The sequence below is a fragment of the Parasulfuritortus cantonensis genome (assembly GCF_004337445.1).
Taxonomy (GTDB): domain Bacteria; phylum Pseudomonadota; class Gammaproteobacteria; order Burkholderiales; family Thiobacillaceae; genus Parasulfuritortus; species Parasulfuritortus cantonensis.
Genome location: NZ_SJZB01000039.1, coordinates 1 through 22,838, shown reverse-complemented (window position 1 = coordinate 22,838; position 22,838 = coordinate 1). Strand labels below are relative to the sequence as shown.

The 22,838-nt window shown below is 70.1% G+C and carries 23 protein-coding genes and 1 pseudogene; 11 read left to right on the top strand and 13 right to left on the bottom strand.

The features are described 5' to 3' along the window. The first annotated feature begins 55 nt into the window (after window positions 1-55). Complete coding sequence (locus EZJ19_RS10300) at window positions 56-853, top strand: TIGR00266 family protein (protein WP_131447275.1); 798 nt, start codon at window positions 56-58, stop codon at window positions 851-853. 11 nt (window positions 854-864) lie between these two features. Continuing rightward, window positions 865-1,317 carry a SixA phosphatase family protein gene (locus EZJ19_RS10295; protein WP_131447273.1) on the top strand — a complete coding sequence of 151 codons (453 nt, stop codon included), beginning with the start codon at window positions 865-867 and terminating at the stop codon, window positions 1,315-1,317. Between the two features lie 7 nt (window positions 1,318-1,324). On the opposite strand, the gene EZJ19_RS10290 is transcribed toward EZJ19_RS10295, so the two are convergent. The 8 genes from EZJ19_RS10290 to EZJ19_RS10260 form a co-directional block, all read right to left on the bottom strand. Further along, window positions 1,325-2,545 (bottom strand): EAL and HDOD domain-containing protein, encoded by a 1,221-nt coding sequence (locus EZJ19_RS10290; RefSeq protein ID WP_131447271.1) that lies wholly within the window; start codon window positions 2,543-2,545, stop codon window positions 1,325-1,327. 54 nt (window positions 2,546-2,599) lie between these two features. Further along, complete coding sequence (locus EZJ19_RS10285) at window positions 2,600-4,474, bottom strand: chemotaxis protein CheA (RefSeq protein WP_131447269.1); 1,875 nt, start codon at window positions 4,472-4,474, stop codon at window positions 2,600-2,602. 116 nt (window positions 4,475-4,590) lie between these two features. Further along, window positions 4,591-5,370, bottom strand: a complete 780-nt coding sequence (gene cheZ, locus EZJ19_RS10280; protein ID WP_131447267.1) for a protein phosphatase CheZ — start codon at window positions 5,368-5,370, stop codon at window positions 4,591-4,593. 28 nt (window positions 5,371-5,398) lie between these two features. Further along, the gene (locus EZJ19_RS16635) at window positions 5,399-5,524 is read right to left on the bottom strand and encodes a hypothetical protein (protein ID WP_276320109.1); all 126 of its coding nucleotides are present in this window, start codon (window positions 5,522-5,524) and stop codon (window positions 5,399-5,401) included. Between the two features lie 2 nt (window positions 5,525-5,526). Further along, complete coding sequence (cheY, locus tag EZJ19_RS10275; RefSeq protein WP_131447265.1) at window positions 5,527-5,916, bottom strand: chemotaxis response regulator CheY; 390 nt, start codon at window positions 5,914-5,916, stop codon at window positions 5,527-5,529. 42 nt (window positions 5,917-5,958) lie between these two features. Then, the gene (locus EZJ19_RS10270; protein WP_131447263.1) at window positions 5,959-6,897 is read right to left on the bottom strand and encodes a chemotaxis protein; all 939 of its coding nucleotides are present in this window, start codon (window positions 6,895-6,897) and stop codon (window positions 5,959-5,961) included. Window positions 6,898-6,907: 10 nt separating this feature from the next. After that, complete coding sequence (locus EZJ19_RS10265) at window positions 6,908-7,849, bottom strand: chemotaxis protein (RefSeq protein WP_131447261.1); 942 nt, start codon at window positions 7,847-7,849, stop codon at window positions 6,908-6,910. A gap of 161 nt (window positions 7,850-8,010) precedes the next feature. Beyond that, window positions 8,011-8,673 carry an energy-coupling factor ABC transporter permease gene (locus tag EZJ19_RS10260; protein ID WP_131447259.1) on the bottom strand — a complete coding sequence of 221 codons (663 nt, stop codon included), beginning with the start codon at window positions 8,671-8,673 and terminating at the stop codon, window positions 8,011-8,013. A 54-nt stretch (window positions 8,674-8,727) separates the two neighbouring features. Between EZJ19_RS10260 and EZJ19_RS10255 the strand changes: the two genes are divergently transcribed. Continuing rightward, entirely contained in the window at window positions 8,728-9,387 is a 660-nt protein-coding gene (locus EZJ19_RS10255) for a histidinol-phosphatase (RefSeq protein ID WP_131447346.1), read from the top strand. Here the strand turns inward: EZJ19_RS10255 and EZJ19_RS10250 are convergent. Both EZJ19_RS10250 and EZJ19_RS10245 read right to left on the bottom strand, forming a co-directional pair. After that, the gene (locus EZJ19_RS10250) at window positions 9,384-11,885 is read right to left on the bottom strand and encodes an ABC transporter permease (RefSeq protein ID WP_131447257.1); all 2,502 of its coding nucleotides are present in this window, start codon (window positions 11,883-11,885) and stop codon (window positions 9,384-9,386) included. The two genes, EZJ19_RS10255 and EZJ19_RS10250, sit on opposite strands and share 4 nt — an antisense overlap. Further along, on the bottom strand, window positions 11,882-12,541 hold the full coding sequence (locus EZJ19_RS10245) for an ABC transporter ATP-binding protein (protein WP_131447255.1): 660 nt from the start codon (window positions 12,539-12,541) through the stop codon (window positions 11,882-11,884). Before EZJ19_RS10245 ends, EZJ19_RS10250 begins: the two co-directional genes overlap by 4 nt. Between EZJ19_RS10245 and EZJ19_RS10240 the strand changes: the two genes are divergently transcribed. The 8 genes from EZJ19_RS10240 to EZJ19_RS10205 all read left to right on the top strand — a co-directional run bounded on the left by EZJ19_RS10240 (window position 12,534) and on the right by EZJ19_RS10205 (window position 20,589). After that, window positions 12,534-13,151: an arylesterase gene (locus EZJ19_RS10240; RefSeq protein WP_131447253.1), complete on the top strand. Its 618-nt coding sequence runs from the start codon at window positions 12,534-12,536 to the stop codon at window positions 13,149-13,151. The two genes, EZJ19_RS10245 and EZJ19_RS10240, sit on opposite strands and share 8 nt — an antisense overlap. A 182-nt stretch (window positions 13,152-13,333) precedes the next feature. Next, a complete protein-coding gene (locus tag EZJ19_RS10235; RefSeq protein ID WP_131447251.1) occupies window positions 13,334-14,611 on the top strand; it encodes a YfdX family protein in 1,278 nt (425 codons plus the stop codon). An 84-nt stretch (window positions 14,612-14,695) separates the two neighbouring features. Further along, on the top strand, window positions 14,696-14,890 hold the full coding sequence (locus tag EZJ19_RS10230) for a cbb3-type cytochrome oxidase subunit 3 (protein ID WP_131447249.1): 195 nt from the start codon (window positions 14,696-14,698) through the stop codon (window positions 14,888-14,890). A gap of 13 nt (window positions 14,891-14,903) precedes the next feature. Then, entirely contained in the window at window positions 14,904-15,509 is a 606-nt protein-coding gene (locus tag EZJ19_RS10225; protein WP_131447247.1) for a rhomboid family intramembrane serine protease, read from the top strand. A gap of 1 nt (window position 15,510) precedes the next feature. Next, window positions 15,511-16,947, top strand: coding sequence for a sensor histidine kinase (locus tag EZJ19_RS16630; protein ID WP_131447245.1), 1,437 nt, complete (start codon window positions 15,511-15,513; stop codon window positions 16,945-16,947). Between the two features lie 14 nt (window positions 16,948-16,961). Next, window positions 16,962-18,332, top strand: coding sequence for a sigma-54-dependent transcriptional regulator (locus EZJ19_RS10215; RefSeq protein ID WP_131447243.1), 1,371 nt, complete (start codon window positions 16,962-16,964; stop codon window positions 18,330-18,332). Window positions 18,333-18,384: 52 nt separating this feature from the next. After that, window positions 18,385-19,188 carry a hypothetical protein gene (locus EZJ19_RS10210; protein ID WP_131447241.1) on the top strand — a complete coding sequence of 268 codons (804 nt, stop codon included), beginning with the start codon at window positions 18,385-18,387 and terminating at the stop codon, window positions 19,186-19,188. Window positions 19,189-19,275: 87 nt separating this feature from the next. Next, window positions 19,276-20,589, top strand: a complete 1,314-nt coding sequence (locus EZJ19_RS10205; protein ID WP_131447239.1) for an IS1380 family transposase — start codon at window positions 19,276-19,278, stop codon at window positions 20,587-20,589. 168 nt (window positions 20,590-20,757) lie between these two features. Here EZJ19_RS10205 and EZJ19_RS10200 read toward each other — a convergent pair whose 3' ends face one another. From EZJ19_RS10200 to EZJ19_RS16430, 3 genes and pseudogenes are all read right to left on the bottom strand, one after another. Then, window positions 20,758-21,543 carry a PIG-L deacetylase family protein gene (locus EZJ19_RS10200; protein ID WP_165873544.1) on the bottom strand — a complete coding sequence of 262 codons (786 nt, stop codon included), beginning with the start codon at window positions 21,541-21,543 and terminating at the stop codon, window positions 20,758-20,760. Further along, window positions 21,540-22,550 (bottom strand): patatin-like phospholipase family protein, encoded by a 1,011-nt coding sequence (locus EZJ19_RS10190; protein ID WP_165873545.1) that lies wholly within the window; start codon window positions 22,548-22,550, stop codon window positions 21,540-21,542. The genes EZJ19_RS10200 and EZJ19_RS10190 overlap by 4 nt, the downstream gene beginning before the upstream one ends. Then, window positions 22,538-22,838: pseudogene (locus EZJ19_RS16430) on the bottom strand (DUF3417 domain-containing protein); the annotation flags it as partial. The gene EZJ19_RS10190 and the pseudogene EZJ19_RS16430, both read right to left, overlap by 13 nt.

Sequence of the window (22,838 nt, the reverse complement as noted above, 5' to 3'; positions counted from 1 at the left end):
CCGGCCTGCAACCGGGATCCCGTAACGTGCCAGTCGAATTGAAAGGATTTCCAACATGGCAATGGATGTAATCGACTACGACATCTTCGGCGACGACATGCAGTACGTCGAAATCGAGCTCGACCCCGGCGAGGCCGCGGTCGGCGAAGCCGGCATGATGATGTTCATGCAGGACGGCGTCGAGATGGAGACCGTGTTCGGCGACGGCTCGGCCTCCCAGTCCGGCCTGCTGGGCAAGCTGATGGGCGCCGGCAAGCGCCTGCTCACCGGCGAGTCGCTGTTCACCACCGTCTATGAAAACCAGGCCCAGGGCAAGAAACGGGTCGCCTTCGCGGCCCCCTATCCCGGCAAGATCGTGCCGATCGACCTCGGCCAGATCGGCGGCACCCTGATCTGCCAGAAGGACGCCTTCCTGTGCGCGGCCAAGGGCGTCAGCCTGGGCATCGCCTTCCAGCAGCGCCTGGGCGCCGGCTTCTTCGGCGGCGAGGGCTTCATCCTGCAGAAGCTGGAGGGCGACGGCATGGTCTTCTTCCACGCCGGCGGCACCCTGGCCGAGAAGACCCTGGCCCCGGGCGAGACCCTGCGCGTCGATACCGGCTGCGTGGCGGCGCTGCAGCCCTCGGTCGATTTCGACATCCAGTACGTCGGCAAGATCAAGACCGCCCTGTTCGGCGGCGAAGGCCTCTTCCTGGCCAAGCTGACCGGGCCCGGCAAGGTCTGGCTGCAGACCCTGCCGTTCTCCCGCCTGGCCAACCGCATCATCGCCGCGGCACCCCAGACCGGCAACCGCCAGGTCGGCGAAGGGTCGATCCTGGGCGGCTTCGGCGGCCTGCTCGACGGCGACAACGACTGAGCGCGGCGGCCATGGACCTGATCCTCTGGCGGCATGCCGAAGCCGAAGACGGCGCCGACGACATGGCGCGCGAGCTGACCTCCAAGGGACGCAAGCAGGCCGTGGCCGTGGGCGGCTGGCTCGACGCCCGCCTGACCAAGGAGGCCCGGGTGATGGTCAGCCCGGCCGCCCGGGCGCAACAGACGGCGGCCGGCCTCGGCCGCCGCTTCGAGACCGTCGAGGCGATCCAGCCCGGCGCCGACCCGGCCGACCTGATGCACGCCGTGGGCTGGCCGGAGAGTTCCGGTACGGTGGTGGTGGTCGGCCACCAGCCCACCCTCGGCCTGGTCGCCGCCATGCTGCTGTTCGGCGAGCTGCGTGGCTTCACCCTCAAGAAGGGTGGCCTGGTCTGGCTGACCAACCGCACCCGGCGCGGCGATCAGAAGGTCGTGCTGAAGGCGGCCCTGATCCCCGAGCTGGTCTGAACGGGCCTCAGTCGAGGCCGATCTGCTCGATCCAGGCCAGGGCCTGGAGGTGGTCCTTGGTGACCTGTTCCGGGGTCAGCATCAGGTTGAACGCGAGGTCCTCGATGCGGCCCGGGTCCTGCGACTCGCAGGCCTCGGCCAGGGCCAGGATGGGGCCGTACAGGCCGCCCCGGTGCAGGAGCGCCTCGGCGATGTCCTCGGAGATGACCAGGCGATCGAGGATCTCGTCCATGGGCGTGTCGAGCATCGCCTCGAGCAGCGAGAACACCCCGGTGATGAACAGGTTGTCCTGGTCGGACTTGGCCATGCTGTGCGCGCCCAGCAACTCGCACAGGCGGCCGCGCGTGATCGCGGTGCGGGCTTGGGCGGGCGAGGCGGGGTGCGTGCCGGCCGTGGCCAGGAGCAGGGTCAGCCAGCGGTAGAGCGGCTTCATGCCGAGGATCGACACCGCGTGGCGGATCGACTGCACTTCGCAGGACAGGCCGAAGCCGGCCGAGTTGATGTAGCGCAACAGCTTGAAGGTGAGGGCGACGTCGGTCTTCAGGGCCGCTTCGATGTCGCGGATGTCGGCATCCTTGCGCACCATGTCGAGCAGGCGCAGCAGGGTGGCGTGGCCCGGGCTGAGGACGCGCGCCATCAGGTGTTCCGGGTGCGCGAAGTAATAGCCCTGGAAGTAGTGGAAGCCCATCTGCTGGCACCAGTTGAAGGCGTCCTGGGTCTCCACCTTTTCGGCGATCAGGCGGGCGCTCGGCAGTTTGTTCAGCACCCGCACGATGGCCGCGATCTTGTCCCGGCTGAGTTCGGCGGTGTCCAGCTTGACGTAGCTGACCAGGGGCAGCAGCTTGTCGCGGCCGGTATTGGGCGTGAAGCGGTCGAGCGCGAAGCGGAAGCCGGCCTGCTTGAGTTCCTCGACCCGGGCGATGAGTTCGTCGTTCGGGGTGACCGTCTCGATGATCTCGATGACGATCTTGTCGGGCGGCAGCAGGGAGACGAATTCGCTCATCAACATCGGATGGTCCATGTTGATGAAGGCCAGCTTGCCCTTGAGCAGCCATTCGGTGCCCATGTCGACCAGCGTCGAGGCCAGGACGCTCAGCCCGGCCCGGTAGCTGTCGTCCATGTCCGCCGAACTGGCCTGCGAGGAACTGCGGAACAAGAGTTCGTAGCCGATCAGGTTGTGTTTGCCGTCGACGATGGGTTGCCGGGCCAGGTAGGTGTCTTGGCTCATGGAAGCGGGAGTACGAGAGCGGGTCGGAGATTCAGTATATGTATAACCGGCGTATCAGGCGGCCTTCGCGAACAGCGCGCCCGGGGTGTCGGACGGCGTGTTGGTCAGCAGTTCCTCCATGTCCAGGACCAGGACGATGGTGCCGTCGCCCGACAGCGTCGCGCCGGCGATGCCCTTGGGCTTGATGTCGGCGAGCGGCTTGATCACCACGTCGTCGCGGCCGACGAAGCCGTCCACGGCCAGGATGAAGGTGTTGTCGGCGGCGTGCATGAGGACGCCGTAGGCCGGGTTGCGCCGGGCCTGCCAGCCGAGCAGGGTGGCCAGGCTGCGGACCGGCAGGACTTCCTCGCGCACCACCATGGTGGCCCGGCCGGAGACGCGCTGGACCTCGTTCGGCTTGATCGGGATGATCTCGCGCACCAGGGACAGCGGCACCGCGAAGGACTGGTCGTTCAGACGCACCACCAAGACCGGCAGGATGGCCAGGGTGAGCGGCAGGGAGATGGTCAGGGTGGTGCCCTGGCCCGGGATCGACTCGATGTCGATCTTGCCGTTCAGCTTGTTGATGTTGGTCTTCACCACGTCCATGCCGACGCCGCGGCCGGATACGCTGGAGATCTGGTCCTTGGTCGAGAAGCCGGGCAGGAAGATCAGCTGCAGGCTCTGGCGGTCGTCCAGGCTGTTGGCCGCCTCCGCGTCGATCAGGCCCTTTTCCACGGCCTTGGCGCGGATCACGTCCGGGCGCATGCCGCGGCCGTCGTCGGCGATCTCGATGTAGATGTGGTCGCCGACCTGGCTGGCCGACAGGGTGACGATGGCCTTGCCCGGCTTGTTGGCGGCCTGGCGTTCCTCGGGCGACTCGATGCCGTGGTCGACCGCGTTGCGGACCAGGTGGACGAGGGGGTCGTTGAGGTCCTCGATCATGGTCTTGTCCAGCTCGGTCTCTTCGCCGGCCAGGACCAGCTCGACGTCCTTGCCGAGCTGGCGGGCGAGGTCGCGGGCCAGGCGGGGGTACTTCTGGAACAGGCGGCCGATCGGCTGCATGCGGGTCTTCATCACCGCGTTCTGCAGGTCGGACACCAGCAGGTCGAGCTGGCTCACCGCCAGGTCGAGCGCCTTGATGGTCTCCGGGTCGGTGTTGCCGTGGACGATCTGCGACTTCAGGTTGCTGATCCGGTTCTTGGTCAGGCCGATCTCGCCCGACAGGTTGAGGACCTGGTCGAGGCGGGCGGTGTCGATGCGGATCGTGGTTTCCTTCTGCAGGCTCTGCTGCGGCGCGGGGGTGGCGACCGGGCGGCTCGGGTGCGGCTCGGCGGCCGCGGCCGCTTGGACCGGTACCGCCTGGGGCGGTGCGACGGCCGGCCCCGGCGCGGGCACCGGCAGGCCGGTCAGGGCGGCGTGCAAGGCATCCCAGTTGATGTCGTCGATGCCGGGCGCCGGTGCCGCAGTGGCCGGGGCGGCCGCGGCAACCGCCTGGGCCGGGGCCGGAGCCGACGGGGCCGGAGCCGGCGCCGGGGCGGCGCGGCCGCCCAGCGTCTGTCCGGCGATTGCGGCCTCCAGGTTGGCGAGCAAGGTGCCTGCGGCCGGCGGCGGCTGCACCGACTGGCCGAGATGGCCGAACATGTCGCGTACCGTGCCGGTCGCGTCCATGATCACGTCCATGAGCTCCGGACTCAGCTTCAGTTGGCCGTTGCGCAGCTTGTCGAACAGGCTCTCGGTGCGGTGGCACAGGGCGACCAGGTTGTCGACGTTGAGGAAGCCGGCGCCGCCCTTGATGGTGTGGAAACCCCGGAAGATGTCGTTGAGCAGGTCCTTGTCGTCAGGCCGCTTTTCGAGCTCGACCAGCTTGTTGTCGACGCCGGACAGCAACTCCCCGGCCTCCAGGAGAAAGTCCTGGAGCAACTCCTCCATGCCCGCGAAATCGCTCATCTCTCCACTCCTCGCGTCGTTGCCCGGGCCATGCCGGAGCCACCGCCCGGGCTAGAAGCCCAAGCTTTGGTTTCGACATCACGTACTCCGTGCATGAGTCTGCACCGAAGCTCGGGCTAGAAGCCCAAGCTTTCCAACAACTCGTCGACCTGTTCCTGGCTGGTCACCACGTCCGAACGGCCGGCCGCGTTGATGACCGGGCCCTCCAGCAGGTCGGGTCGCACTGCACTGCGTTTGTCCTCTGGGGTCGTCTCGATCAACAGGGCGACCAACTGCTTCTCCAGCTTTTGCGCCGCATCCAGCACCTTCTTGATGACCTGTCCGGTGAGGTCCTGGAAGTCCTGCGCCATGATGATCTCCATCAGCTTGGCGTTGACCGCCTCGGACTGGTCCGGCACCGCATGCAGGTAGCGGTGGGTGTCCCGCACCAGGTCCTTGAACTCGGCGACGCCGAGCTGCTTGGCCAGCATGCGGTCCCATTTCCCGGCCAGATCGCCGGCTTCCCGGCTGATGACCTCCTGGATCGGCTTGGCGGCCTCGGCGGCATTCAGGGTCTTTTCCGCCGCCTGGGCGGTCATCGCCGCGATGTAGTTGAGGCGATCGCGGTTGTCCGGCAGTTCGTTGGCGAACTTGGCGATGGTCTGGTCGAGGCCGAGTTCGCGCAGCAGGTCGTGCAGGCCGCGCGTCATCTGGCCCAGGCGCGCGAACACCTTTTCCGCGCCGGCCGCGCCGGCGCCGTCCTCGCCGCCTTCCGTCATGGCCTGGGCGATGCTGTCGAACAGGGCCTCCAGGTCGGGCGTGTCACCCGAACTCGGCTCGGGCGCGGCGGGTTCCGGCTCGGGCGCGTAGGCGATGCTGTCGAACAGGGCTTCCAGTTCCGGGGTATCGCTGGTCATGAGTGTGTCTCCTGTCGTCCGCCCCGTCTCACATCCCGAACTTTTCGAAAATCTTGTTCATCTTTTGGCTGCGGCCGCCGCCAAGCGGCTTCACATCGGCTGCGCCGATATGAGCCTGCGCCGAAAGATGAAGGTGGGTGCTAAGCATGGCCATCGTCACATCCCGAACTTTTCGAAAATCTTGTTCATCTTTTCCTCCAGGGTGGCGGCGGTGAAGGGCTTGACGATGTAGCCGGACGCCCCGCTCTGGGCCGCTTCGATGATGTTCTCCTTCTTCGCCTCGGCGGTGACCATGAGGACCGGCAGACGGTTGTAGCCGGCATCGGCACGCACCGCCTTGAGCAGCTCGATACCGGTCATGTTGGGCATGTTCCAGTCGGTGATGACGAACTGGAAGCCGCCGCCCTTGAGCTTCTGTAGGGCCACGGCGCCGTCCTCGGCCTCGTCGACGTTGGTGTAGCCCAGCTCCTTGAGCAGGTTACGCACGATCCGGCGCATGGTGGAGAAATCGTCCACCACCAGGAATTTGAGGTTCTTGTCAGCCATGCGGATCCTTGAACATGTGGGTTGCCATAGCCCGAATTGTAACTAGCGTTTCAGCAGGGCGAGCAAGGTATCGGCCAGGACCGCCGGATCGAACTTGGCGACGTAGGCGTCGACGCCGACCCGCTGGCCCATGGTCCGGTTGGCCTCCGAGGACAGCGACGAGTGCATGACGACCGGGATGCCCGAGAAGCGGTTGTCGGACTTGATGTTGCGGGTCAATACGTAGCCGTCCATCTCCGGCATCTCGGCGTCGACCAGGATGAGCTGGATCTGGTTGCGCACCGGGATGCCCTCCGCGGCCGCGCGCGTGGCCAGTCCCTGCAGCTTGGTCCAGGCCTCCAGGCCGTCGTTGGCCTGGATGTACTTGATGCCGAGCTTGTCCAGCACCATGGTGATCTCCTTGCGGGCGACGCTGGAGTCGTCGGCGAAGAACACCGTCAGGTTGAGTTGCGGGTCGACCTTGGGCAGCGTCGGCACCACTTTCTCGCCGAGTACCTCGGCAAGCACCCGTTCGACGTCCAGGATGGACACCAGGCGGCCGTCGTCCAGTTCCGTGATGGCGGTGATCAGACCGTCCTGGCCGGCCAGCATGTTCTCGGGCGGCTTCACCTTGTCCCAGTCGACCCGGATGATGCGGTCGACGTCGTCGACCAGGAAGCCCTGGGTGTGGCGGGAGAACTCGGTGACGATCATGGTCCCGCCCAGCTTGTCGGAGGCGGGTTCGCCCTTGATGAACTTGATCAGCGAGATGACCGGGATGATGCTGCCGCGCAGCGAGATGACCCCCTCGACGCCGTAGGGCATGTTGGGCGTCAGGGTGATGGGCGGGGTGGGCGAAACCTCGCGCACCTTGAACACGTTGATGCCGAATATCTCGTGCGAACCCATGGTGAACAGCAGCAGTTCCATCTTGTTGGAACCGGCCAGCTTGGTCCGGGCGTCGATCGAATCGAGCAGTTGCGGGGCGTCCAGTGGGTTCATGGCGGCGGCCTCAGGTCAGCAGGCGGGACAGGACTTCGGCCAGGCGGGTCGGCTCGAACTTGGGTACGTACTCGTCCACTCCGACCGAGATGCCCAGGCTGCGGTTGGCGTCGGAGGACAGCGAGGAATGCATGATCACCGGCACGCCGGCGAAGCGCGGGTCGGTCTTGATGTGCTTGGTCAGGACGTAGCCGTCCATCTCGGGCATCTCGACGTCGGTCAGGACGAGCTGGATGTAGTCCTTGACCGGTCGGCCCGACACCTCGGACTGGGCGGCGATCTTCTGCAGCTCCTCCCAGGCCTGGCGCCCGTTGATGGTGGCGATGCCGTGCACGCCGAGGGCCTCCAGGGTGCGCGAGATCTGGTTGCGCGCCACGGTGGAGTCGTCGGCATAGAGGATGGTGCGGTTGGTCTTGGCCAGCGGCTCCAGGCTGGTGAACAGGTGGCTGTCGTCGAAGTTGGTGGTCTCGGACAATATCTTCTCGACGTCCAGCATCATCACCAGGCGCTTGTCCTTCAATTCCGTGACCGCGGTCACCAGGCCGCCCATGCGCGCCGTCAGCATGCCCGGCGGCACGCGCATCTCGGACCAGTCCAGGCGCAGGATGGTGTCGACCTCGCCGACCAGGAAGCCCTGGGTGTGGCCGTTGTATTCGGTGACGATCATGATCGCCGGCGGGGTGTCGGTCGAGATGCCGATGTACTTGGCCAGGTCGACCACCGGGACCAGGACCCCGCGCAGGCTGACCATGCCCTCGACCGCCGGCGGCATCTCGGGCGCCCGGGTGATCTCCGGGATGCGCATCACCTCGCGCACCTTGAACACGTTGATGCCGAAGGTTTCCTTGCGTCGCGTATTCAGGTCGGTGCCCAGCGTGAACAGCAGGATCTCCAACTTGTTCGCGCCGGCGAGTTTGGTGCGGGCGTCGATACGGCGCAGCAAATCCGACATGTTGTCTTCCTTCACCCGTCAGCTTCTGGTTTCGTCAGCCGGGGTTCGAATGGCGGCGCGCCTCCATCCGGGCGTCGCGGCCATGCCCCCGATTCTCGCCCAATATCGGAACCGGGCCGGGAAACTTTAGCCGGGCGGGCGCCCCGCCGGCGCCCAGGCCGCTACTTCGAAACCAGGTAGCGGTGGTCGTCGAAGGTGGCGACCCACTCCGGTTTGTAGACCACCAGCAGGGTCATGACCATGCCGGTGGCGAAGGCCTCGGCCCAGGCCATGAGCAGGTAGAAGGGCAGGTAGTTTTCGAGCAGGTAGTTGAAGCTGTAGATGCCCAGCGCACCGGCCATCAGCGTCGAGGCGATGCCGACCAGGGCGATGGTGATGCCGGCACCGAAGAAACAGTTCAGGAAGATGTAGATGAACACGTGGTTGGGCAGCTTGCGGTCGACCAGGCGGTAGATCGCCCAGCTGATCGAGACCGGCAGCACGCCCATCATCAGTACGTTGGCGGGATAGGCCGCGTACTGGCCGTTGTGGACGGTCAGGCCGGCGATCACCAGGGCCATGGCCAGGATGGCGAACCAGGGCCGGAACATCAGGGTCAGGGCGGTGGCGCCGAGCAGGTGGATGTTGAGGCCGGGCCGGACGCCGGCCTTGATCAGCCAGAGGCCGAGCAGGGCGACGGTGGCGCCGAGCAGGACGTTCAGGTTGCCGGGCGCCTTCAGCACGCGCCAGGCCGCCTGGCGCCACATGACGACGAACAGCCCGGCCAGCAACAGCCAGAGGGCGACCGCCCAGCCGGCGGGAATGTGGGAGGAAACCAGGTTCATGGCGGGCCTCGGATATACTGCGTGGCATTTTAGAGTTTGCTGATGGATAAGGAAATGCGCCTCGCCCTGTTCGACCTCGACAACACGCTGCTGGCCGGCGATTCCGACTTCGAGTGGGCGCAGTTCCTGATCGAGCAGGGCGTCCTCGACCGCGAGGTGTACGAGGCGCGCAACCAGCAGTTCTACGACCAGTACAAGGCCGGCACGCTGGACATCCACGAGTTCCTCGACTTCCAGCTCAAGCCGCTGGCGCGCCATCCGCGCGCCCAGCTCGACGCCTGGCACGCCGAATACATGCGCAGCAAGATCCTGCCCATGGTGGCGCCGGGCACGCCGGCACTGCTCGACCGCCACCGCGACGACGTGCGCGTCATCGTCACCGCCACCAACAGCTTCGTCACCGCGCCGATCGCCGCCCACCTCGGCGTCGAGCACCTCATCGCCACCGACCCCGAGCAGGTCGGCGGCGAGTTCACCGGCCGGGTCGCCGGCCTGCCGTCCTTCCGCGACGGCAAGGTGCGCCGCCTCGACGAATGGCTGGCGGCGCGCGGCCTGGCCTGGTCCGACGTCGCCGAGAGCTGGTTCTACAGCGATTCCCTGAACGACCTGCCCCTGCTCGAGCGCGTCCACCACCCGGTCGCGGTCGACCCCGATCCGACCCTGCGCGCGCATGCCGAGGGGCGCGCCTGGCCGGTGATCTCCCTGCGCCGCTAGTCGGCGTCGCGCAGGGCCGCCATGGGCGGCGCCGCGACCAGGCCGCGGCTGGCCGCCAGGCCGACCGCCAGGACCAGCGCCAGGCCGACCGCCAGGCCGGCCAGCCAGACCGCCGGATCGGCCGCGTGGGGCAGTTCGAACACCCGTTCGGCGAGCAGCCAGGCCAGGGCGCTGGCGGCGCCGGCGGCGACCGCGCCGCTGAGCAGGCCGAGGGCGGCGAATTCGGTCGCCAGGGCGATGCGCACGGTGTGCGCACTCGCCCCCAGGGCGCGCCAGACGCCGATCTCGCGGGCGCGCTCGTCGCGCCGGGCGTAGAGGGCGGCGACCATGACCAGCAGGCCGACCGCCAGGCTGAACAGGAACACCACCTGGACCGCCAGACTGATGCGGTCCATCAGGGTGCGCATCTCGGTCATCACCGCGTCGACGTCGATCACGGTCACGTTCGGCCAGGCCGCCACCAGCTCGGCCAGCACCGTGGCGCGCGCCGGCGCCAGCCGGAAGGCGGTGATGTAGCTGGCCGGCAGGCCGGCCAGGCTGCCGGGCGGGCCGACCACGAAGAAGTTGACCCGGAAGCTGTCCCACTCGACCTTGCGCAGGCTGGTCACCACGCCGCTCAGGGGCAGGCCGCCGGCGTCGAAATCGAGGCGGTCGCCGAGCCGGATGCCCAGGGTTTTGGCGATGCCTTCCTCGACCGAGAAGACATTGCGGGCCCCCGCCTGCCACCAGCGTCCGGCGCTGACGACGTTGTCGGCCGGTAGCGCGGCCAGGGCCGACAGGTTGAATTCGCGCTCGGCCAGGTGGCGGGCGCGCTCCTCCGGAAAGGCCTCCGGGGCGACCGGGCGGCCGGCGATGGCGGTCAGGCGGCCGCGCACCATGGGGTACAGCTCGGCGTCGGGGACGCCGTGCCCGGCCAGCCAGGCCCGGATCGGCGCCACTTGGTCGGGCTGGATGTTGATGGCGAACCGGTTCGGGGCGTCGGCCGGGATCTTGTCGCGCCAGGCGGCCAGGAGGTCGCCGCGCACCAGGGTGAGCAGGAGCAGGGCGAGCAGGCCCAGGCTCAGGGCCATGACCTGCAGGGTGGTCTCCCAGCCGCGCCGGCGCAGGGCCAGCAGACCCAGCCTGGGCGCCGGCGGCAGGCGGTGGGCGAGCCAGGCGAGCGGCGCCAGCAGGGCGCGGATGGCCAGGCCGGCCGCCAGTCCCGCCGCCACCAGGCCGCCGACCACGATGGCGCCCAGGCGGAGGTCGCCGGCCTGCCAGACCAGCAGGCCGGCGAGCACGGCTAGGGCCAGGAGTTGGGCCAGGACCTGGCGCGAGCGGGCCGGCCCGAGGTCGCGCCGGAGCACCCGCAGGGCCGGCACCTCGGCCAGGCGGCGCATGGCCGGCAGGCCGAAGGCGACGACGATCAGGAGGCCGGCGCCGAGGCCGAGCCCGAACGGCCGCCAGGACGGTGCCGCCAGGTCCAGCCGGAGGACGTCGGCGAGCAGCGCCGCCAGGCCCCATTGCACCAGGAAGCCGGCCACGCCGCCGAGCAGCCCGGCGGCGAGGCCGAGGCCGGCGAACTGGGCCAGGTACAGGCGGATCAGGCGCGCCCGGCTGGCGCCGAAGCAGCGCAGCAGGGCGAACTGGTCGAAGTGGCGCTGGGCGTAGCGGCGCAGGATCATCTGCGCCGCGGCGGCCGCCAGGACCACGGCCAGGAGCGCCGCCAGGCCCAGGTAGCGCTCCGCCTTGTCGAGCACCTGGCGCAGTTCCGGGCGGGCGTCGGCCAGGCCTTCGAGCTTCTGGCCGCGCCCGAGCCGGGGCGTCGCCCAGGCCCGGAACCCGGCCAGGGCCTCGGGCGGGCCGGCCACGAACAGGCGCCAGGCGATCCGGCTGCCTTCCTGGACCAGGCCGGTGCCGGCCAGGTCGGCCTCGGCCACGAGCAGGCGCGGCGCCAGGGCCATGAAGTTGCCGCTGCGCTCGCTCTCGTGGCTGAGGATGGCGGTGACCGCGAGGTCGCGCGCGCCGAGCCGGACCGTGTCGCCGACGCGCAGGCGCAGCTCCGTGGCCAGGCGGGCGTCGACCCAGGCCCGGCCGGGACCGGGCAGACCGGTCGCGGGGCGGTCCGGGCCGTAGGGGGCGTCGGCGACGCGCAGGCGGCCACGCAGCGGGTAGCCCGGGCTGGCCGCCTTGATGCCGGCCAGGACCGCGCCGGACGGACCCTGCGCCATGCTCAGGAAGGTCGCGCTGCGCGCCACGGCCAGGCCGCGCCGGCGCGCCTCGGCCTGGAAGGCCGGGTCGAGCGGCCGGTCGCCGCTCAGCACCAGGTCGGCGGCGAGCAGGGCATCGGCCTCCTGGGCCAGGGACAGGCGCACCCGGTCGGCCACGAAGGCCACCGCGGTCAGGCTGGCGACGGCCAGGGCGACCACCGCGAGCAGGATGCGCACCTCGCCGCCGCGCCACTCGCGGACGAGCAGGCGCAGGGCCAGGCGGAGGTCGTTCAGGCGCGCGCCGGTCATGCCAGGCGGCCGCCTTCCAGGCGCAGCTGGCGGCCGCAGCGCGCCGCCAGGGCCGGGTCGTGGCTGACCACGATGAGGGTGGCGCCCTGTTCCCGGTTCAGGTCCAGCATCAGGTCGATGATCTGGGCGCCGGTATGCGGGTCCAGGTTGCCGGTCGGCTCGTCGGCGAGGAGCAGGCGCGGCGCCACGGCGAAGGCGCGCGCCAGGGCGACGCGCTGCTGTTCGCCGCCGGACAGCTGGCCGGGCCGATGCCGCTCGCGCCGGGCCAGGCCGACCCGGGCCAGCTGGGCACGGGCGCGTTCGCGGGCGTCCGCGGCGCCGGCCAGTTCCAGGGGCAGCATGACGTTGTCCAGGGCGGACAGGTCGGGCAGCAGCTGGAAGGCCTGGAACACGAAGCCCATGCCGCGCCCGCGCAGGGCGGCGCGGCCGTCCTCGTCGAGGCCGAACAGGTCGGTGCCGTCGACGCGCACGCTGCCCGTGCTCGGGGTGTCCAGGCCGGCCAGGAGGCCGAGCAGGGTGGACTTGCCGGAGCCGGAACTGCCGAGCACCGCGACGGTCTCCCCGCTGTTGACCGTAAACGACACGCCGGCGAGGATGTCCAGGCGTTCCTCGCCCAGCCACACGCTCTTGCCAAGGTCCTCTACTTCGATGCGCATCCTGTTCGCCTGTCTGTTCCTGTTGCTCGCCGTCCCGGCCGCGGCCGCGTCGACGGTCCTGGTCTACGGCGACAGCCTGTCCGCCGCCTACGGCATCCCGCGCCAGTCCGGCTGGGTCGCCCTGCTCGAACGCCGCCTGGCCGAACGCACGCCGGCCTGGCGCCTGGTCGACGCCAGCGTCTCCGGCGAGACCACCGCCGGCGGGCGGGCCCGCCTGGCCGCCGTGCTGGCGCGCCACCGCCCGGACGTCGTCGTCCTCGAACTGGGCGCCAACGACGGCCTGCGCGGCCTGCCGCTCGACCTCGCGGCGGCCAACCTGAAGGCCATGGCCGCGGCGGCCCGTCGGGCCGGCGCCCGCGTCCTCCTGGTGGGCATGCAGCTGCCGCCCAATTATGGCATCGCCTACGCGCGCGAGTTCCGGGCCCTGTATCCGCGCCTGGCCGAGCGCGAACGCCTGGCCCTGGTGCCGTTCCTGCTCGACGGCCTGGCCACCCGGCCGGAACTGTTCCAGGCCGACGGCCTGCACCCGACCGCCGAGGCGCAGCCGCGCCTGCTGGAAAACGTCTGGGCCGGGCTGGCCCCCATGTTGGCCGGGCGGGCGGCGCGCTGAACGACCGGATTCGCCGTTCCCGGGCCGGGGTAATTGCCCCGGACGGCTGGTTGAAATCCCCCGCCGGTGTCCCGGTGGTTTTTGCAACGCATTGAAACAAAAGGTGATCTTTGGCTGGCACGGCGGTTGCAGAGAGGTGGCCACGGCAAAGCCGCAACACCCCCCAGCAAAAGGAGATCACCATGACCAAGCTGCGCATCCGTCCCCTCGTCATCGCCCTCGCCGCCACCCTGGCCGCCGGCCCGGCCGCCTATGCCGCGGAATCGCAATTGCATGAAGAAGTCACCAGCACGCCGGGGCGCGGCATCAGCCGCGCCGACGAGGACATGGTGTCCTCGGCCGCCGGCAAGGTGCTCAACCATATTGCCCGGGCCCGCGACGCCCTGCGCAAGAAGGACGCCGAGCAGGCCGGCAATGAACTGCGCCAGGCCAGTACCCTGATGGACATCATCGACCGCGTCGCCCCCACCACCGTGATCAAGGACCGCATGTGGACCAACGACCACAAGCTCAGCTACGAGGACACCCAAGAGGTGCATCCGGCCGCGGTGCCGGTCTACTCGGTGCTCGACGAGCGCACCCTGGTCGACGACGTCGCCATGCCCGGCAAGGCGGCCGAGCCGGCCGCCAAGTCGGAACGGACCCTCAAGGCCCCGGTGGCCAAGACCGAGGCCGGCAAGCGGCTGGAACCGGAGGCCGCCGACGTGATGGTCTACTACGAGGAACTCGACCTGCCGCTGCGCAGCACGCGCCATTTCATCGCCGCGGCGCAGTCGGAACTGGGCCGCAACCGCCTCAACGAGGCCGACCAGGCCCTGCGCGCGGCCCAGGACAGCGTCGACTTCGTCGGCCTGTTCCTGCCCGAGCCGCTCCTGGCCGCGCGCGACAACCTCGCCCGCGCCCATGAGCACTACAGCGCCGGCAAGGTGCCCGAGGCCAAGGAGGACGTGGACACCGCGATCGCCCAGCTGGAGGACGCCAAGCGGGCGGCCGATCCGGACAGCCAGGCCGACGTCGGCAAGCTGCTCGACGACGCCAAGTCGCTGCGCGGCCGCATCGAGCGCGGCGAGACCTCGCTGGCCGGCGACATCAAGGGCCTGTGGCACCATACCGAGGCCCTGGCCGACCGGGCCATGGAGTCGACCGCGGTCGGCTGGGCCAAGCTGCGGCACCACGGCCAGGTCCGCGCCGACCTGATCGAGGCCAAGCGCTACGTCGTCTATGCCGACGTCGACGGCAACGTCGACCGTGCCCCGGAACGGGCGCACAGCGACCTGACCAAGGCGCGCGACTTCCTCGACAAGGCCGCCGCGGCTTCGGCCGGCAAGACCGACGCCGAGGTCTACATCAAGGACGCCAAGGCGATGGTGGACAGCATCCTGAGCGGCCAGGCCAAGGCCGACCCGGGCGAGCTGGCCAACCTGAAGAACCAGGTCGTCCAGGCCATGGACAAGGTCTGACCCGTCCGGTGGCGGCACCGCCCCGGATTGGGGCGGCGGCCGCCGAGTCGAATATTATGATGGTCATCGAATAAGGAGCCCGCCATGAGCAACCTGATCAACGAAGTCGGCACGTACGGCCTGTTCCTCGGCCTGCCGCTGCTGTTCCTGGCCATCGTGCTGTGGGTGTACCGGCCGGGTGCGGCGCGCCGCTACCGGGCCGACGGCCGCATCCCGTTCGAGGATGAACGCGGCCGGCGCCGGGACGGCCACGCCGCCGGGCCGGGCGCGGCCGGTTGAGGTGCCCACCGCCATGATGCAAACGGTCGTCGGTCGCCTGCTCGTCGCCAACGTCGTCCTCTTCCTGGCCGAGCAGGCCATGGGCGACGACCTGATCCGCCTGTTCGGCCTCTGGCCGCTCGGCCTGCTCAGCGACGGCGGCGGCCTGGCGCCGCCGTTCCGGCCCTGGCAGGTGGTCAGCTACGGCTTCCTGCACGGCAGCATCCTGCACCTGGTCCTGAACATGTACGCGCTCTGGATGTTTGGCCGCAACCTCGAGGCCGTCTGGGGCGCGCGCCGTTTCACCGTCTACTACTTCTCCTGCCTGATCGGCGCCGCGCTGACCCAGCTGGTGGTCTCGGAATTCGTCCTCATGCAGGGCGGCGAGGCCTATCCGGTCATCGGCGCCTCGGGCGCCGTGTTCGGCCTGCTCCTGGCCTACGGCGTGCTGTTCCCCTACGACCGCATCATCCTGCTGTTCCCGCCCATGGCCATCCAGGTCGCCTGGTTCGTGATCGGCTACGGCGCCATCGAGCTGATCGCCGGCGTCACCGGCTCGGCCGAGGGGGTCGCCCACTTCGCCCACCTGGGCGGCATGCTCACCGGCGCCCTGTTGATCTGGGGCCGGCACCGGGCCTGACATGGCGATGGCCCCGGCTCCGCGCCATCCGCTGTTCCGCTCCGTCGCCCTGCCGGTGGTGGTCGCCTCCGGGCTGCTCCTGCTGGCCCTCACCGTGATGCTCGCGACCACCACCCGCAGCCTGTCCCGGATGACCCCCCTGCGCGAACACCTGGCGGTCATGCAGCGCCTGCAGGAGCAGATCCAGACCATGCAGTACGCCTCCCTGGGCGGGCTGGCCGGGACGGCCGCCATCGACCGCGCCGGCCTGGCCGGACTCGGCCGGGGCCTCGACCGGCTCGCCGGCGACCCCGCCCTGCTCGGCGCCGACGGCCCGGCCGACATCCGCCGGGCCGCCGCCCTCCTGGACGACGCGGAGCGGCCGCCCGCCGAGGTGCTCCTGCGTGCCATCGCGGTGCTGCACGAGGCCCTGGCCGGCGAGCACCATGCCCACACCGCGTTGCTCGACAACATCCAGGCCCAGGCGCGCCTGGAGCGCGACCTGGCCGGGGCGGCCCTGGTCACGGTGCCGCTCGCCGCCGTGCTGGTCCTGTTCCTGCTCCGGCGCCGCTTCCTGCTGCCGCTGCGCAATTTGAACACCCTGCTCACCCGGCTCGGCGAGCGCGACTTCAGCGCCGCCGAGATGGGCGAGGCGGACCCGGTCCTGGAGCCCCTGTTCGCCAACTACAACCGCATGGTCGGCCGCCTGGCCCAACTGGAGGACGAACACCGGGCCCGCGCCGCCGACCTGGAGGCGCGCGTGCGCGCCGCCACGCGCGACCTGCTGGCCCACAACCGCAGCCTGGCGGAGGCGGAGCGCCTGGCCGCGGTGGGCGAGATGGCGGCCGGCCTGGCCCACGAGCTGCGCAACCCGCTGGCCGGCATCCAGATGGCGCTGGCCAACCTGCGCCGGGAGCTGGCCGATCCGGATGCCCGGGAACGCCTCGACCTGGTGAGCGCCGAGCTGCGCCGGGTCGACGGCCTGATGAACGGCCTGCTCGACCAGGCCCGCCTGCGTCCCGAGGCGGCGGCGCCCGTGGCCCTGGCCCGGGTGGTGGCCGAGCTGCTCGCCCTGGTCCGCTACCAGGCCGAGCCCGGCATTGCGTTCGAGCAGGACGTCGCCGCCGAGCTGGTCTGCAACCTGCCCGAGAACCGCCTGCGCCAGGCCCTGCTCAACCTGCTGCTGAACGCCGCCCAGGCCATGGCCGGGCACGGCACCGTGCGGCTGGCCGGGCGGCGCGAGGGCGAGCACCTGGTCATCAGCGTCAGCGACACCGGGCCGGGCTTCCCGGACACCCTGCTGCGCCAGGGCGTGCGGCCGTTCGCCAGCGAGCGGGCCGGCGGCACCGGCCTGGGCCTGGCCAGCGTACGCCGCCTGGCCCACGACCTGGGCGGCCGGCTGGTGCTGGAAAACCCGCCCGGGGGCGGTGCCCGGGTCAGCCTCGTGCTGCCCGGTTAGGCTATTCTTGCGCCATGTCGCGCTGCCTGCTCATCATCGAAGACGAGGCCCTGCTGGGCCAGGAACTGCTGCGCCATTTCCGCCACGAGGCCTGGGACGCGCGCCTGGCGAGCAGCCTGGCGGCGGCGCGCGAGCTGCTGCTCGGGCGGGCCTTCGAGGCCCAGGTCGTGCTGTCGGACATGAACCTGCCGGACGGCAGCGCGCTCGATCTCCTGGAGTCCTGCCGCGGCGCCGGCGTGGCCGGCGAGTGGGTGCTGCTCACCGGCTACGGCTCGGTGCCGGACTCGGTGCGCGCCATCCGCCTGGGCGCGCACGATTTCCTCGAGAAGCCGGCCACCCTGGAGCGCCTGGACATGGCCGTGGCCGGGGCCTTGCGCCTGGCGCGCAGCCAGGCCCGCCTGGCCGACCAGACCGCCGCGCAGGAACGCCGCTTCGGGCCGGAGTCCTTCCTGGGCGACAGCCCGGCCGCGCGCGAGGTGCGCGAGATGTTGGCGCGCCTCGCCCAGGTGCCCTATTCGGCGCTCCTGATCGGCGGCGAGACCGGTACCGGCAAGGGCCTGGCGGCGCGCATCCTGCACTATGCCGGGCCGCGCCGGGGCGGCCCCCTGGTCGAGATCAACTGTGCCGCGCTGCCGCGCGAACTGATGGAAGGCGAACTGTTCGGCGCCGAAGCGGGCGCCTACACCGGCGCCAAGGGCCGCCGGCGCGGCCTGATCGAGCAGGCCGGCGGCGGCACCCTGTTCCTGGACGAGCTGGGCGAGCTGCCGCTCGACCTCCAGGTCAAGCTGCTCAAGGCCATCGAGGACCGCCGCATCCGCCGCCTGGGCGGCGAGCAGGAGGTGGCGGTCGACGTCCAGGTCATCGCCGCCAGCAACCGCGACCTGGCCGCCGAGGTGCGCGCCGGCGGCTTCCGGGCCGACCTGTACCACCGTCTCGGCGTGTTCCGCCTCGACCTGCCGGCCCTGCGCGGCCGCAAGGGCGACCTTCGGCAACTGGTGCCGCGCTTCGTCGAAGAGTTCAACGCCAAGGCCGGCAAGCGCGTGCGCCGGATCCCGGACGCCGTCTGGCGGCGCCTGGAGGCGCACGACTGGCCGGGCAACGTGCGCGAGCTGCGCAACGTGGTGGAGCGCGGCGTCCTGTTCGCCGACGCCGACGAGTTTCCCGAACGCTGGCTGCAACTGGCCGCCGAACCGGCGCCGGGGCCGGGCGGCGACGGCGTCTGGCTGCCCCTGGACGGCAGCCTCGACCTGGAGGCGATGGAGAAGGCCATCGTCGAGGCCGCCCTGGCGCGCGCCGACGGCAACGTCACGGCCGCCGCCCGCCTGCTCGGCAGCACCCGGGAAACGCTGCGCTACCGGGTCGAGAAGTTCGGCCTGGCGCGCTAGAATCGCGGGGCCCGCCCGGGCCTGGACAGGGGATCGATCGAAGGTGACGAACATGCCGCTGGGAAACTTGCTGGCGCGCTGGCGTCGGACGCGTGCCCGCCGGAGCCTGCCGGTCGTCGGCGCCATGGCCACCATGCCGACCCGGGCCGATTCGTTCCGCGTCATGCTCGACAGCGTGCTGCCGCAGCTCGACCTGCTGTACGTGTTCCTGGACGGTTTCGCCGAGATACCGGCCTGGCTGTCCGGCCTGGCCAAGTGCCGGGTCGAGCTGATCCCGGCCGATTCGCCCCTGCACAACGCCAGCCGGCTGCTGGCGCCGGCCCGGTTCGGCGCCGAGGCGGTGTTCCTGTTCCTGGACGACGACATCCTGTACCCGGCGGACTACGTCCAGCGCATCCTCGCCGGCCTGCGCCGCTACGACTACCGGGCCTGGGTCGGCTTCCACGGTACCTTGTTTCTACCACCGCATGAGCGCTTTGTGCTGCACCGCAAGACGTTTCCGTTCTTCAAACGGCTGAAGCGGGACCGCCAGGTGCATTTGCTGGGCTGCGGTACATTGGCGTGCCATTCCGCTCTGCTCGGCATGAATCCGGAGGGCTGGCGCCATCCTCGTCTGGATGACCTTTACATGGCCACGGAGGCCGCGGGCGCGGGGATCGACCTGATTGCCCTAAGGCGTCCAGCGCGGTGGTTGCGGGCGATCGCCCAGAACCAGCCTGACAGTATGTGGCGCCAGGCCCAGGACGATGACCGCGTGCCGAGCCGGCTGATGCGTGAACTCATACGGCATCTGGGCGAGCGCGGTCCCCGTATCGCGGGCGCAGAATGGTCTGCTCGGCAGCCATCGACCACCTAGCCCGGATATTTCATAGGGAGGTCGGCGGAACCGCCGGAAAGGCGCTTTAATACAGGTGTCTAAGCCGTATTGAGAGGAGTTCCGCCGATGCCAAATTGTACGGCTGAAGGGATGGCGTTTGGGCGCCTGGGTCGACGTCTGATCGAAGCCAATTTCGAGGGTGGCGCGCTCAGCTCGGACGGCGGGTTGATGCTGTTGCGTCAGGTCGACCGGAAGATCGGTCTATCCAAGGCAGTCGCCTCTGCCCTGCACGATCCGCGCGATCCTGACCTGATCGTCCACGACCTGCGCGACCTGGTGGCCCAGCGACTCTATGGCCTGTGCTGTGGTTACGAAGACCTGAACGATCACGCGGCCCTGCGCCAGGACCCACTGATGCAGACCGCGGTCGGAACCGGGGACGCGTTGGCCAGCAGCCCGACGTTGTGCCGGATGGAACACCGGGCCAACCGCACCGACGTGGTGGCCCTGAACCGGGTGCTGGTTGAGCAGTTCATTGCCAGCCATCCGGTGCCGCCGGGGGAACTCGTGCTGGATGTCGATGCCTCCGACATTCCCCTGCACGGCGACCAGGAACAACGCGAGTTCCACGCCTACTACGATCACTACTGCTACCTGCCGCTCTACGTCTACTGCGGCAAGGCGATGCTGGCGTGCGTCCTGCGCCGCAGCCGGATCGACGGGGCGAGGCACGCCGCCGCCGTGATCAAGCTCCTGGTCAGCCGGCTGCGCCAAGCCTGGCCCGCGGTGCGGATCATCGTCCGGGGCGATTCCGGCTTCTGTCGGCAACGCCTGATCCGCTGGTGCGAACGGCATGGGACCGGTTATGTCATCGGCGTGGCCAGAAATGCCCGGCTGCACCGGATCGTCGAAGCTTGGGAACAGGCGATGGCTCGGCAGTATGCCGAGACCGGCGCCAAGCAGCGCCGCATCCGTGAATTCCAGTATGCCGCCGGCAGTTGGGATCGGGAACGGCGCATCGTCACGCGCCTGGAGTTTGGCGGCCAAGGCGCCAATCCCCGTTTCATCGTCAGCAACCTGGATCGGCCCGCCGACGAACTCTACGACAGCCTCTATTGCCAGCGCGGGGAGGCAGAGAACCGGATCAAGGAGACCCAGCTCGATCTCTTCGGCACCCGGACCAGCAGCCGGAAGTTCCTGACCAACTGGCTGCGCACGCTGTTCTCCGCCCTGGCCTATACCTTGATGCAGCGCCTGCGCGAGCTTGCGTTGGCCGACACCGACCTGGCCCGAGCCAGCGCCGCAACCATTCGAGTGAAGTTGCTCAAGATCGGCGCCGCCGTGATGCGCAATACCCGGCGCATCCGTATCCTGTTCGCCTCCCATCACCCCTTGCGCGACCTCTTCCTTACAGCCGCCCGTGCCTTGGCTTCGCCGTGACCCGACCCGAGTGCGGCCCCGACACGTTGGCGCTTCGGGGGTGGGGGGAGGTTTGCCCTCCGTACACCCCATTGCTCAATCCTTCAGCAATCCCCCGCTCTGTTCATCAACTCAACCGCTCTCGCACGCCCAAAGTGACGGACAACAGCGAACTGTGAAATATCCGGGCTAGTCGTCGAGCTTCGCCGTGGCCGGATCGATTAACTCCCAGTAGGCTTCGTGCGGTCGTTCGTCGTCCGCGGGGGTGTAGGCGCCGGGCGTGGGCGGGCGCCGGTGCTGCGAGGCGTAGAGCGCGACCAGGTCGAGCTTGGCGCGGAACTGCGCGGCCTCCAGGTGGACGACGTGGCGTCTGAGCTCGGGAAACCCCGCCAGTCTCCGGAAGCGCTCCAGCCCTTCGGCCCGGGCCTGCCGGTCGCTGGCGTAGTGGAGGTCCTCGTAGAACAGGATGCGGAAGTGCGGGTGCAGGACGGGATAGGCGTACAGCACCGCTTGCACGGTGACGACGTGGTCGCGATGGCCGCCGATCGCCATCGGCACGAACAGGACCCCGGTGCCGGCCGGCTCCACCAGCGAGGGCAGGAAATGGCCGAGGCGGGCGCCCAGCCGGCGCGCCTCGGGTTCGATCGCCTCCGCGCTCCATACCGGTTTCCCGGCCAGGAGCGCGTCGGTGAGGCCCAGGTCGTGGCGCACCAGCCGGCACCGTTCGGCGAACCGGCGGTCCTCGGCGGCGCGCAGCCGGCTGACGTGCCCGACCAGGGCGCCGGAGCGGCAGAGCAGGCGGAGCAGCCCGCCGGCGCGGCGGCGCAGGCAGCGGCTGCCGGCCGTATAGTTGCTGCGGCTGAACAGGGTGACCAGGTGGCCGCCCGGCCCGCTCAGCGCGGTCCAGCCGAGCGAGAAGCAGACGTCGTCATGGTGCGGCGACAGGTAGACCACGGTGGTCGGGCGGTCCGTCACGGCCGGGCGTCTCCCTGCCGGGGCGTCCGCGGACCGGCCGGTGCCAGGGCGGCGAGCGCGCGGCGCGTGCTCTCGTAGCCGATCCCGATGATCTCCTCGGCGCGGCCGAATTCCAGGAAGCGGATGTGGCCCAGGGGCGGCCGGATCAGCAGGTCGGGCGGTTCCAGGCCGAGCCGGGTCGCCGTGATGCTGGCCTCCATGACGTTGATGGAAGCCAGCAGGACCTCGAATATGTTGGGCAGCGGCTCCTCGGCCGAGGCCCAGCGGGCGAACTGGGCGGCGTCGGCCGGGGCGCGCGCGAGCAGCCGGGCCTTCAGCTCGGCCAGGGCGCGGCGCTGGTTCTCCGCCCAGCGCGCCAGGCCGTTCGGCTCGCCGGCCGGCTCCCGGCGCCGGCCGCGCAGCGGCTTCAGGTTCTTGCCGGCGGCGATGCCGTGGTTGAGGTCGACCGCGATCACGTAGTCGGCGCCCAGGGCGCGGGCGACGCTCACCGGGACCGGGTTGGTCAGGCCGCCGTCGACCAGGATGCGGCCGTCCCGGCGTACCGGCGTGAAGATGCCGGGCACCGAGATGCTGGCGCGCACCGCCTCGATGACGTCGCCTTGGCGCAGGACCACCTCGGCGCCGCTGGCCAGGTCGGTGGCCACCGCCGCGAACGGCTTGGCCAGGGCCTCGATGGCATCGGCGCGGACGTGTTCGCGTACCAGGGCGCCGACCTCGGCGCCGTCGATCAGGCCGGACTTGGGCAGGACGACGTCGAAGAAGGAGAGGGTGCGTTTCCAGTCGAAGTCCTGGAAGGTCGCCGCCAGGCTGTCCAGCTTGCCGGCCGCGTGGATGGCGCCGACCAGGGCGCCGATGCTGGTGCCGGCGATGCAGTCGACCTCGATGCCGGCCTCCGTCAGGGCCCGGATCACGCCCAGGTGGGCGAGCCCGCGCGCCGAGCCGCTGCCCAGGGCGAGGCCGATCCGCCCGGCCGGGTGGCGTGCCTTGACCTCCTTCACCGGTACCACAGTATGTTGGCCATCTCGAGCGGTACGCGGGCGCCGGCCAGGGCCGGGACGACGCGCGGCGTGTAGTCGGCGATCGGGCGCGCCTTGGCCAGGCGGGCCTGGTAGGCATAGCCGTTCACGGCGCCGCTCAGCGCCTCGCCGCGCGCCATGGCGTGGCGCTCGCCGGCCGCGTCGCCGCGTGCGGCGGCGTAGAGCTCCACGGCGACCGCCTCGGCCGCCAGGTCGTCCAGGTAGACCGGCACCCGCACCAGCCAGGCGTCGGCGGTCTCCTCGACCTGCCATTCGCCG

Excerpts from the sequence above, each read along its gene's own strand:
- EZJ19_RS10215 (WP_131447243.1), top strand. The coding sequence starts at position 16,962 with ATGTCGCGCTGCCTGCTCATCATCGAAGACGAGGCCCTGCTGGGCCAG.
- EZJ19_RS10265 (WP_131447261.1), bottom strand. The coding sequence starts at position 7,849 with ATGTCGGATTTGCTGCGCCGTATCGACGCCCGCACCAAACTCGCCGGC.
- EZJ19_RS10235 (WP_131447251.1), top strand. The coding sequence starts at position 13,334 with ATGACCAAGCTGCGCATCCGTCCCCTCGTCATCGCCCTCGCCGCCACC.
- EZJ19_RS10205 (WP_131447239.1), top strand. The coding sequence starts at position 19,276 with ATGCCAAATTGTACGGCTGAAGGGATGGCGTTTGGGCGCCTGGGTCGA.
- EZJ19_RS16630 (WP_131447245.1), top strand. The coding sequence starts at position 15,511 with ATGGCGATGGCCCCGGCTCCGCGCCATCCGCTGTTCCGCTCCGTCGCC.
- EZJ19_RS10285 (WP_131447269.1), bottom strand. The coding sequence starts at position 4,474 with ATGAGCGATTTCGCGGGCATGGAGGAGTTGCTCCAGGACTTTCTCCTG.
- EZJ19_RS10225 (WP_131447247.1), top strand. The coding sequence starts at position 14,904 with ATGATGCAAACGGTCGTCGGTCGCCTGCTCGTCGCCAACGTCGTCCTC.
- EZJ19_RS16635 (WP_276320109.1), bottom strand. The coding sequence starts at position 5,524 with ATGGCCATGCTTAGCACCCACCTTCATCTTTCGGCGCAGGCTCATATC.
- EZJ19_RS10240 (WP_131447253.1), top strand. The coding sequence starts at position 12,534 with ATGCGCATCCTGTTCGCCTGTCTGTTCCTGTTGCTCGCCGTCCCGGCC.
- EZJ19_RS10260 (WP_131447259.1), bottom strand. The coding sequence starts at position 8,673 with ATGAACCTGGTTTCCTCCCACATTCCCGCCGGCTGGGCGGTCGCCCTC.
- EZJ19_RS10230 (WP_131447249.1), top strand. The coding sequence starts at position 14,696 with ATGAGCAACCTGATCAACGAAGTCGGCACGTACGGCCTGTTCCTCGGC.
- EZJ19_RS10290 (WP_131447271.1), bottom strand. The coding sequence starts at position 2,545 with ATGAGCCAAGACACCTACCTGGCCCGGCAACCCATCGTCGACGGCAAA.
- EZJ19_RS10250 (WP_131447257.1), bottom strand. The coding sequence starts at position 11,885 with ATGACCGGCGCGCGCCTGAACGACCTCCGCCTGGCCCTGCGCCTGCTC.
- EZJ19_RS10300 (WP_131447275.1), top strand. The coding sequence starts at position 56 with ATGGCAATGGATGTAATCGACTACGACATCTTCGGCGACGACATGCAG.
- EZJ19_RS10270 (WP_131447263.1), bottom strand. The coding sequence starts at position 6,897 with ATGAACCCACTGGACGCCCCGCAACTGCTCGATTCGATCGACGCCCGG.
- cheY (WP_131447265.1), bottom strand. The coding sequence starts at position 5,916 with ATGGCTGACAAGAACCTCAAATTCCTGGTGGTGGACGATTTCTCCACC.
- EZJ19_RS10295 (WP_131447273.1), top strand. The coding sequence starts at position 865 with ATGGACCTGATCCTCTGGCGGCATGCCGAAGCCGAAGACGGCGCCGAC.
- EZJ19_RS10255 (WP_131447346.1), top strand. The coding sequence starts at position 8,728 with ATGCGCCTCGCCCTGTTCGACCTCGACAACACGCTGCTGGCCGGCGAT.
- EZJ19_RS10245 (WP_131447255.1), bottom strand. The coding sequence starts at position 12,541 with ATGCGCATCGAAGTAGAGGACCTTGGCAAGAGCGTGTGGCTGGGCGAG.
- EZJ19_RS10210 (WP_131447241.1), top strand. The coding sequence starts at position 18,385 with ATGCCGCTGGGAAACTTGCTGGCGCGCTGGCGTCGGACGCGTGCCCGC.
- cheZ (WP_131447267.1), bottom strand. The coding sequence starts at position 5,370 with ATGACCAGCGATACCCCGGAACTGGAAGCCCTGTTCGACAGCATCGCC.